This is a genomic window from Arthrobacter sp. ISL-69, assembly GCF_018613775.1.
In the GTDB taxonomy this organism is placed as follows: Bacteria; Actinomycetota; Actinomycetes; order Actinomycetales; family Micrococcaceae; genus Arthrobacter.
Genome location: NZ_JAGGPO010000042.1, coordinates 1 through 6802, shown reverse-complemented (window position 1 = coordinate 6802; position 6802 = coordinate 1). Strand labels below are relative to the sequence as shown.

At 65.9% G+C, this 6802-nt stretch carries 6 protein-coding genes; 2 read left to right on the top strand and 4 right to left on the bottom strand.

The window, feature by feature from the left end; genetic code table 11:
• The first annotated feature begins 80 nt into the window (after positions 1-80).
• Together gluQRS and J7I79_RS21820 are read left to right on the top strand one after the other, a co-directional pair.
• The gene (gene gluQRS, locus J7I79_RS21825; RefSeq protein ID WP_214956965.1) at positions 81-977 is read left to right on the top strand and encodes a tRNA glutamyl-Q(34) synthetase GluQRS; all 897 of its coding nucleotides are present in this window, start codon (positions 81-83) and stop codon (positions 975-977) included.
• A gap of 9 nt (positions 978-986) precedes the next feature.
• Positions 987-1676, top strand: a complete 690-nt coding sequence (locus J7I79_RS21820) for a phosphohydrolase (RefSeq protein WP_251043147.1) — start codon at positions 987-989, stop codon at positions 1674-1676.
• Here J7I79_RS21820 and J7I79_RS21815 read toward each other — a convergent pair.
• The 4 genes from J7I79_RS21815 to J7I79_RS21800 all read right to left on the bottom strand — a co-directional run bounded on the left by J7I79_RS21815 (position 1673) and on the right by J7I79_RS21800 (position 6653).
• Positions 1673-2914, bottom strand: coding sequence for a low temperature requirement protein A (locus J7I79_RS21815; RefSeq protein WP_214956963.1), 1242 nt, complete (start codon positions 2912-2914; stop codon positions 1673-1675). The genes J7I79_RS21820 and J7I79_RS21815 overlap by 4 nt on opposite strands.
• 3 nt (positions 2915-2917) lie before the next feature.
• A complete protein-coding gene (locus J7I79_RS21810) occupies positions 2918-3562 on the bottom strand; it encodes a hypothetical protein (RefSeq protein WP_214956962.1) in 645 nt (214 codons plus the stop codon).
• Between the two features lie 17 nt (positions 3563-3579).
• Positions 3580-4896, bottom strand: coding sequence for an ATP-binding protein (locus tag J7I79_RS21805; RefSeq protein WP_214956960.1), 1317 nt, complete (start codon positions 4894-4896; stop codon positions 3580-3582).
• A gap of 206 nt (positions 4897-5102) precedes the next feature.
• A complete protein-coding gene (locus tag J7I79_RS21800) occupies positions 5103-6653 on the bottom strand; it encodes an amino acid permease (protein ID WP_214956958.1) in 1551 nt (516 codons plus the stop codon).
• Between the last annotated feature and the right edge of the window lie 149 nt (positions 6654-6802).

The window sequence follows — 6802 nt, the reverse complement described above, 5'->3', positions numbered from 1 at the left end:
GAGGCCACACCTCACTCAAGGGTCAACCACCCGCCAGCCGCGTCACCAACCTCCGTGGTTAATACACCTAGGCTGGTGCCATGACATCCGCCGGCCGCTTCGCTCCGAGCCCCTCCGGCGAACTCCACGTCGGAAACCTGCGGACAGCCATTCTCGCGTGGCTCTTCGCCCGCTCAACCGGCCGGCGCTTCCTGATGCGCGTGGAGGACCTTGACCGGGCACGTGCCGGTGCGGAGGCGGAGCAGCTCCGCGATCTGGCGGCGATCGGCGTGACCTGGGACGGCGGCGTCGTACGCCAAACGGAACGCGAGCCGCTGTACGCAGAGGCGATCGACCGCCTCGCAGGCGCGGGGCTGACGTATGAATGCTTCTGCACCCGGCGGGAAATCCAGGAGGCGCCGTCGGCGCCGCATGCCCCGCAGGGTGCGTACCCGGGGACGTGCCGGAACCTCGATCCGGCAGAACTCGAGTTCAAAAGGACAATTCGCCCCGCCGCCATCCGGCTCCGAGCGGCTGTGACGGACTGGACGGTCGAAGACCAGCTGCACGGCACATACACGGGCATGGTGGACGACTTTGTGCTCCGGCGCAACGATGGCGTGACCGCCTATAACCTGGCCGTGGTGGTGGACGACGCAGCCCAGGGAATTGACCAGGTGGTCCGCGGGGACGACCTGCTGCCCTCGACGCCGCGGCAGGCCCATCTGGCGTCCCTGTTGAATATTCCCGTTCCGGAATATGCGCACGTGCCGCTAGTGGTGAATTCCGACGGCGTCCGCCTGGCCAAGCGCGACGGCGCAGTGACGTTGGCGGACCTCGCGGACGCCGGGCTGGATGCGGGCCGTGTCCGAGACATCATCCTGGAATCGCTGGGCCTCCCCGCCGGGCCGCTGCCGCGGGCCCTGGGGTCCTTTGATCCCGCTGCACTGCCACGGGACCCCTGGGTGTGGCCGGGGGCGGTGCAGCTGGGCGCGTAGGCTGGAACCATGCCAGAAACAGGAACCCCGGACGCAAACCTCCCCCAGCCACGATTCACTGTTGACACGGCCCGGGTCCTCGCCGAGGTGGCCCACAACCGCCAGAAGGACAAGCTCAAGCGGCCATACCGCGAACATGTTCTCGCCGTCGGCGATGCCCTGGCGGATTTCGACGACGACATCCGGATAGCCGGCTACCTGCACGACATCGCCGAAGACACCCCCATCACCCGGCGGGCGCTGCTGGACATGGGCGTCTCCGAGCGCGCCGTGGACATCATTGAGCGTGTCACCAAGCGGCTGCATGACAACCCGGACGACTACCAGGCCGGTATCCGGTTCATCGCCGAAGACCACGACGCCACACTGGTCAAGATCGCGGACAACGCCCACAACTCCCTGCCTGAGCGAGTCAAGGCCCTGGCCGAAAAGTGGCCGGACAAGCCTCCGGTCACCCGGTACGACGAGGCCCGGCCGGTGCTCTATGACGCCGTCCCGGTGGACGAAGTCCGGAAGATCCTGGCCCGCGTGAACCCGTGGCTGCTCGAGGAGCTGGACGACCACCTGGACGAGGCCGACGACACCGACTACGAGAACCTCTCCTATGACGACACCGCAGGAGTCGAGCCTGTCTCCCCGGTGGCCGAGCCTGCCGAGACCTCGGAAACGGCAGACACCCGGCCGGACGGGGCCTCTTAGGCTCCGGCTTTCAGCTGCTCCAGCGCCGCGTTCATCCGTTCGGTGCCGCGCTTTTCATCGATGACAATCGATACGCCCAGCGCCAGCACAATCACCAGCAGGCAGACGGGCACCGAGACCCCGGCGTCGGCGAGTCCAACGCTGCCCGCCAGGGCGACCAGGACGCCGGCTGCCACGCCTATGACGGTGCGGTCCGCGCAGATCATGCCGCTGAACAGCGCCGTCAAGGACACCTTGAAAATGGCCACCGGCACGGCGATGCTGGCCACGGCCACGGCGGCGCTGATGTGCGCCTCATGGTCAATGTAGTAGGCGGCCACATGCAGTCCGGCGCCCGTGGCGGCGATGGCAGCGAAGATAGGGATGTGCCCGTAGCCGAAGAAGAACGAGCGGTGCCGCTGGAGGTGCAGGGCCTGGCCGGCCGGCAGGATGAAGTAGATCCACCACATGCCGAAGGCCAGCGCTGTCCCGCCGAAGCCCACGAGCGCGGCGTCCACGCTCCAGCCGTGGTTTGCCACGATGGCGCGGAGTGTTTCGATCGCCCCGATCAGGCATTCTCCAAGGGCGATGATGGCGAGCAGCCCATAGCGTTCGGCGATGTGGTGCGCGTGCCATGGGGTCCGCATCGAGCGCTCGGCGACGTAGGGCGTGGCCATTTCCAGTACGTAGAGGGGAACGGTCATCAGGATGGTCGTCAGTACGTCGGCCTGAATGACCAGCACCGCGATCCAGCCGAGCTGCACCACACCCAGGTAGGTTGCATAGCGCCGGCAGGTCTGCCGGCGGGCCGGGTCCTGCTGCCCCGCGCGTAGCCACTGGAACACCAGGGCAAGGCGCATGATCACGTAGCCCCCCACGATAACGGCGTTGTCCACATGGTCGCCCTCCACCAGCGAGTGGAACAATGGCTCGATCCCCATGGCCAGAATGAGCACGCCGAGCAGCTGGACCATAGTGACCACGCGGAAAACCCAGTCGTCGGTGTCGTAGGCGCTGGCAAACCAGGTGAAGTTGATCCAGGCCCAGATCACGGCGAACATCGCAAAGGAGAAGCCCAACAGCCCGGCACCGAAGTGGCCCTCGGCGATCTCGTGGGCGAACTGGCTCCCGGCCACTCCGAAGGCAATGACAAACGTCAGGTCGAAGAACAGCTCCAGTGGCGTGGCGGCACGGTGCTGCTCATGCGGGTCGCGGCCGCCCATACGGGCCATGGCATGCCGGAGGGAATTATTGGACATGGCTCAAAGAGTACCGCCGTGAGCCGCGGCCGCTCCAGCGCGCCCCGGCCGCGCCCGCAGCATCAAACCGATATACGCGAGGTCGAAAATGCTGCAGAGAGCGCCTACGCCCAGGATCAGCGGCGCGTTGCCGAACCAGCCGAACACGATGGTGGGAGCCAGGGTTCCGATCCATTTGGCGACGGCGATCAGCAGGGACTGGCCCCGGGCGCCGTCGCGGGCAACGAACATGGCGATGAACAGCCCAGACATCAGCAGGTTCTGCAGGAAGGCCGAGTAACGCGGCGCGGCCTCCCAGCCGAACTCAGCAACGAATAACAGCTGCACAGCGAAGGCTGTGACGCCCAGGAGGAGTGCCCAACCAAGGAAGAGCTTCCGGGTCACCCAGGCAGGGAGCTCCGCCCGGCCGAACCTGAAGAACGTGTACAGGATGACGACGTCCGCCAGCGCCCACACGATGTTGATGACGCCCTGGACGGACAGCCCGGTGGTGGCCGAATGAGACGCATAGATGGCCTCCCAGGCGAAGTTCAGCGCCAGGGCTGCGGCGGGGATCGCATAGCTCCGGTCCCTGAAACCGATCCGGACTGCGTCAACGTACACCACCGTCCAGGCGATGCCGCTGAGAACAGTCAGGAACAGGATCATCGGACGCGCGTCAGGGGCTACACCCGGCCCAGTGCGTCGATGTCCTCCAGGAACAGCTCGTGGACCTCTTTGCTCACCGTCGTGCGCGTGTCACCGATCGCATCGAGGTAGTCCTGCGTGGCGGGTCCCTTCCGGACGGCTTCGCGGATGGAAACGTTGCCGCCGGAAGCCAGCCCGCCGTCGTCGTACACTGCCTTTTCCAGCGCACGCTGGGAGGCGCTCCGGGCCGCGTACTCAATGTCCGCGGGGGAGAAACCCTCGGTGCGGTCCACCAGCAGCTCAACGTCCACGTCGTCCACCACGGTGGCAGGGATGAAGCGTTCCCACATGGCCCGCCGGGCTTCGGAGTCCGGGAGCCCGATGGGGATCACGTAGTCGAACCGGCCGTGCCGCAGGAAGGCGGTGTCCAGCGCGCGGATGAAGTTGGTGGCGCAGACCAGCAGGCGCCCTGGCTGTTCGCGGAAGGCCGGAATGATCTTGAGGAGCTCGTTGGTGACGCCCTGCAGCGGCGACGGCGGTTCGCCGGACCGCTGGGACGCGATCTCCTCCACCTCGTCTATGAACACGACGGCATGTTCCAGCTCGGCGATCTCCAGGAACGTCTCACGGAGCGCGCCGGCCAGGCCCTTGGGATCGGCGGCCAGCCTGGAGGGGAATACTTCCACGAACGGCCATTCCAGGCGGGACGCGATCGCTTTGGCAAACGTGGTTTTTCCGGTGCCGGGAGGGCCGAAGAGCACGACGGCGCGTGGCGGCACTACGCCGAATTCGTCCGCAAGGTCTGCTTCCGCCAGAGGGAGCACCAGCCGGCGTTCCAGCAGTTCCTTCTCGTTCCGCATGCCGGCAACGTTCTCCCAGAGGTCGCGGGCCAGGATGCGGCCGCCGAGGAGGCCCAGGGGTTCGAGTTCCTGGCGCTGCACCGGGATGGTCCGCTCGAAATACCGCAAATTTTTCTTGAGCACGAAGCCGCGGCTGAGGAACGCCTCCACCCGGGTTTCGGACTCCGGCATAAGCGCGGACAGTTTGTTCAGCCCGTGCGGGGCCATCCTGTTTTCGACGGCGGCCAGCAGCGAGGTGCCGATCCCGCGGCCGCGGAATTCGGGGAGTGTGGCCAGGAAGACGATCCAGCCCTGGTCGTGCGCGGCACGTCCGACGGCGGCACCCACCACCTGGTCACCCTGCACCGCCACGACGGCGTGGTCCTTCTCGCAGGAGGCCAGGACTTCGGAGAGCGCGTAGACGGGCTCCACGTTGGTGGCCTTCAGCGATTCCCAGAGGTGCAGGATGCCGTCAAGATCGGCCGAATGGAAATCCCTGATCCGCCAGGTGGTCATGAGCATTACTCCTGTGGTGGTTCGTCGTTGAGCCAGCGTGAACTTCTCTGCTGAGCATATGCGAACCGACCCCCGCCGGGGGTTGCGGCGGCGTTGCATTACGCCGGCTCCGGTTAAGCGCGAACGGACACGTGCCGCCCTTCAATCCGAAGATTTCAGGGCCGCAGGTGTCCGTTCGCGCTAAGGGAGGGGCTGTTTGCTGTTGGCTATTCGCCGTTCTTCGCGCCCGGGCCCGGGCGGTTGGCTACGAGCGGGTAGGGGCCGGTGAAGCCGTCGCGGACCGCGGCGAGCTCCAAGACGCGGTCCCGGCAGAGGCGCCAGCCCAGCATCATCAGGGGGATGATGACCAGCAGCGAAGCAATGGTCCAGGTGCCCACGGGGGAGTCGAAGGCCATCAGGATGAGCACTGCCAGCAGGAAGGCCAGCGTGATCCAGCCGGTCACCGGGGCGCCGGGCATCCGGAACGCCGGGCGGAGCAGCTCGCCGCGCTTGGCCAGCCGCGCCAGCTGCATCTGGCACATCACAATCACGGCCCAGGTGCTGATGATGCCCAGGGAGGCGACGTTGAGGACGATCTCGAAGGCTTCGGCGGGAACGAGGGCGTTGAGCACCACGCCGAGGACGGCAACGGCAGCAGTCAGTGCGATGCCGCCGTAGGGTACGCCGGCCTTGTTCATGCGGGCTGCGAACTTGGGGGCGGACCCGGTGACGGACATGGAGCGCATAATGCGGCCGGTGGAGTACAGGCCGGCGTTCAGCGAGGACAGCGCCGCGGTGAGGACCACCAGGTTCATGATCGCGTCCACGCCTTCCACGCCAATGGAGCCGAAGAACGTGACGAACGGGCTTTCGCCGGCCTTGTACGAGGTGTACGGCAGCAGCAGGGACAGCAGCACCAGGGAGCCCACGTAGAACACCGCGATACGGAAGATCACCGTGTTGATGGCCTTGGGCATGATCTTTTCCGGGTTCTCGGTTTCACCGGCGGCGGTGCCGATGAGCTCGATGGAAGCGTAGGCGAACACTACGCCCTGCATCACGACGATGGCCGGCAGGAGACCGTTGGGGAACATGCCTCCGTTGTCCGCGATCAGGCTGAAGCCCACCTGCTGGCCGTCCACCGGCGTGCCGAAGATGACGAAGTAGATCCCCACCACCAGGAAGGTCACCAGCGCCACCACCTTGATGAGCGCGAACCAGAACTCGAGCTCGCCGAAGACCTTGACGGAGATCAGGTTCAGGCCGAGCACCAGGATCAGGGCCGTCAGCGCCCACACCCACTGGGGAACATCCGCGATCGGAGCCCAGTATTTCTTGAAGAAGTTCATGTAAAGAGCGACGGCGGTGATGTCCACGATTGCGGTCATCGCCCAGTTCAGCCAGTACAGCCAGCCGGTGACGAAGGCTGCCTTCTCGCCGAAGAACTCCCGGGCGTAGGAAACGAACGATCCTGACGAGGGGCGGTGCATCACCAGTTCGCCGAGGGCGCGCAGGATCATGAAGGCAAAGAAGCCGCACACCGCGTAGCTGATGATGAGGGCAGGCCCGGCGGTGGCAAGCCGGCCGCCGGCACCCATAAAGAGCCCAGTGCCGATCGCGCCGCCGATGGCGATCATCTGGACCTGCCGCGGCTTGAGTCCCTTGTGGTAGCCCTCGTCCTCGCGGTGGAGAGTGGCTTCGGAAGCGTGCGCGTGCGCCGGAATGGTGTGGTCACTGACTGCCTGTTTTTGGGCAGTGTCCTGCTGTGGCTGTGTCATTGGTTGTCCTTTGGTTTCCTGTTGGGGAGGAGCCGGAGGTGCTTCGGTGGTGGTGCGGTTACTTGCTCAGGTTGGCCAGGCGTTGGGGGCTGAGGAGTTCCTGGAGTTGTTCGGCGGTGAGGAGGCCGTGTTCGAGGACGAGTTCGGCG

What these genes read in the sequence shown, in the direction of transcription:
- J7I79_RS21805 (WP_214956960.1), bottom strand. Translation starts at nt 4,896, where the DNA reads ATGACCACCTGGCGGATCAGGGATTTCCATTCGGCCGATCTTGACGGC.
- J7I79_RS21820 (WP_251043147.1), top strand. Translation starts at nt 987, where the DNA reads ATGCCAGAAACAGGAACCCCGGACGCAAACCTCCCCCAGCCACGATTC.
- J7I79_RS21815 (WP_214956963.1), bottom strand. Translation starts at nt 2,914, where the DNA reads ATGTCCAATAATTCCCTCCGGCATGCCATGGCCCGTATGGGCGGCCGC.
- J7I79_RS21800 (WP_214956958.1), bottom strand. Translation starts at nt 6,653, where the DNA reads ATGACACAGCCACAGCAGGACACTGCCCAAAAACAGGCAGTCAGTGAC.
- J7I79_RS21810 (WP_214956962.1), bottom strand. Translation starts at nt 3,562, where the DNA reads ATGATCCTGTTCCTGACTGTTCTCAGCGGCATCGCCTGGACGGTGGTG.
- gluQRS (WP_214956965.1), top strand. Translation starts at nt 81, where the DNA reads ATGACATCCGCCGGCCGCTTCGCTCCGAGCCCCTCCGGCGAACTCCAC.